Raw genomic sequence first — 1,494 nt, forward strand, 5'->3', positions numbered from 1 at the left:
ATCCCAAGCTTCCAGGAAAAGCCTCTAAGCTTCAGTTGCACGGTGACCGTACCGCAAACCGACACAGGTGGGCTGGTGTCAAAGCACCAAGGCGCTTGAGAGAACCCAGCAGAAGGAACTCGGCAAATTGACACCGTAACTTCGGGAGAAGGTGTGCCCCTGAGCGTGTAAGGGCTTGCCCCTGAAGCGCATGGGGGTCGCAGAGAATCGGGGGCTGCGACTGTTTACTAAAAACACAGCACTCTGCAAAGACGAAAGTCGACGTATAGGGTGTGACGCCTGCCCGGTGCCGGAAGGTTAAGTGATGGGGTGCAAGCTCCTGATCGAAGCCCCGGTAAACGGCGGCCGTAACTATAACGGTCCTAAGGTAGCGAAATTCCTTGTCGGGTAAGTTCCGACCTGCACGAATGGCGTAACGGTGGCCCCACTGTCTCCTGCTGGGACTCAGCGAAATTGAAGTGGTTGTGAAGATGCAATCTACCCGCGGCTAGACGGAAAGACCCCATGAACCTTTACTGCAGCTTTGCATTGGACTTTGATGTGGCCTGTGTAGGATAGGTGGGAGGCAAAGAAGCCGAAGCGCCAGCTTCGGTGGAGCCGTCCTTGAAATACCACCCTGGCCCCATCGAGGTTCTAACCGCGGTGGGTGCATCCCCACCCGGGACCGTGCATGGCAGGCAGTTTGACTGGGGCGGTCTCCTCCTAAAAGGTAACGGAGGAGCACGAAGGTACGCTTGGCGCGGTCGGAAATCGCGCTGTAAGTGCAAGGGCATAAGCGTGCTTGACTGCAAGGCCCACAAGCCGAGCAGGTGCGAAAGCAGGTCCTAGTGATCCGGTGGTCCCGCATGGAAGGGCCATCGCTCAACGGATAAAAGGTACTCTGGGGATAACAGGCTGATACCGCCCAAGAGTTCACATCGACGGCGGTGTTTGGCACCTCGATGTCGGCTCATCTCATCCTGGGGCTGTAGTCGGTCCCAAGGGTATGGCTGTTCGCCATTTAAAGAGGTACGTGAGCTGGGTTTAAAACGTCGTGAGACAGTTTGGTCCCTATCTGCCGTGGGCGTAGGAAGTTTGAGGGGAGCTGCTCCTAGTACGAGAGGACCGGAGTGGACGCACCTCTGGTGTACCGGTTGTCACGCCAGTGGCACCGCCGGGTAGCTAAGTGCGGAAGAGATAAGCGCTGAAAGCATCTAAGCGCGAAACTCGCCCCAAGATGAGACTTCCCTATCAGGGCCGTGGAAGACCACCACGTCGATAGGCGGCATGTGTAAGCGCCGCAAGGCGTTGAGCTGAGCCGTACTAATTGCCCGACCGGCTTGATCCTATGGCCGTAACGCCACATAAACCCACACACACATCACCCAAAACGCACCCCCTACCTAAAACCCACACGCCGTTCCAAAGCGTCACACCAGCTTCGAGTCTGACGACCATAGCGCCTTGGCACCACGCCTTCCCATCCCGAACAGGACCGTGAAACAAGGCAGCGCC

At 57.3% G+C, this 1,494-nt stretch carries 2 rRNA genes; both read left to right on the forward strand.

Annotated features, from left to right (window positions below):
• Positions 1 to 1,327 (forward strand): 23S ribosomal RNA (locus KUL93_RS11155); the annotation flags it as partial.
• Positions 1,328 to 1,425: 98 nt separating this feature from the next.
• Positions 1,426 to 1,494 (forward strand): 5S ribosomal RNA (rrf, locus tag KUL93_RS11160); the annotation flags it as partial.

The organism is Hydrogenophilus thiooxidans (assembly GCF_019049855.1).
Classification (GTDB): Bacteria; Pseudomonadota; Gammaproteobacteria; order Burkholderiales; family Rhodocyclaceae; genus Hydrogenophilus; species Hydrogenophilus thiooxidans.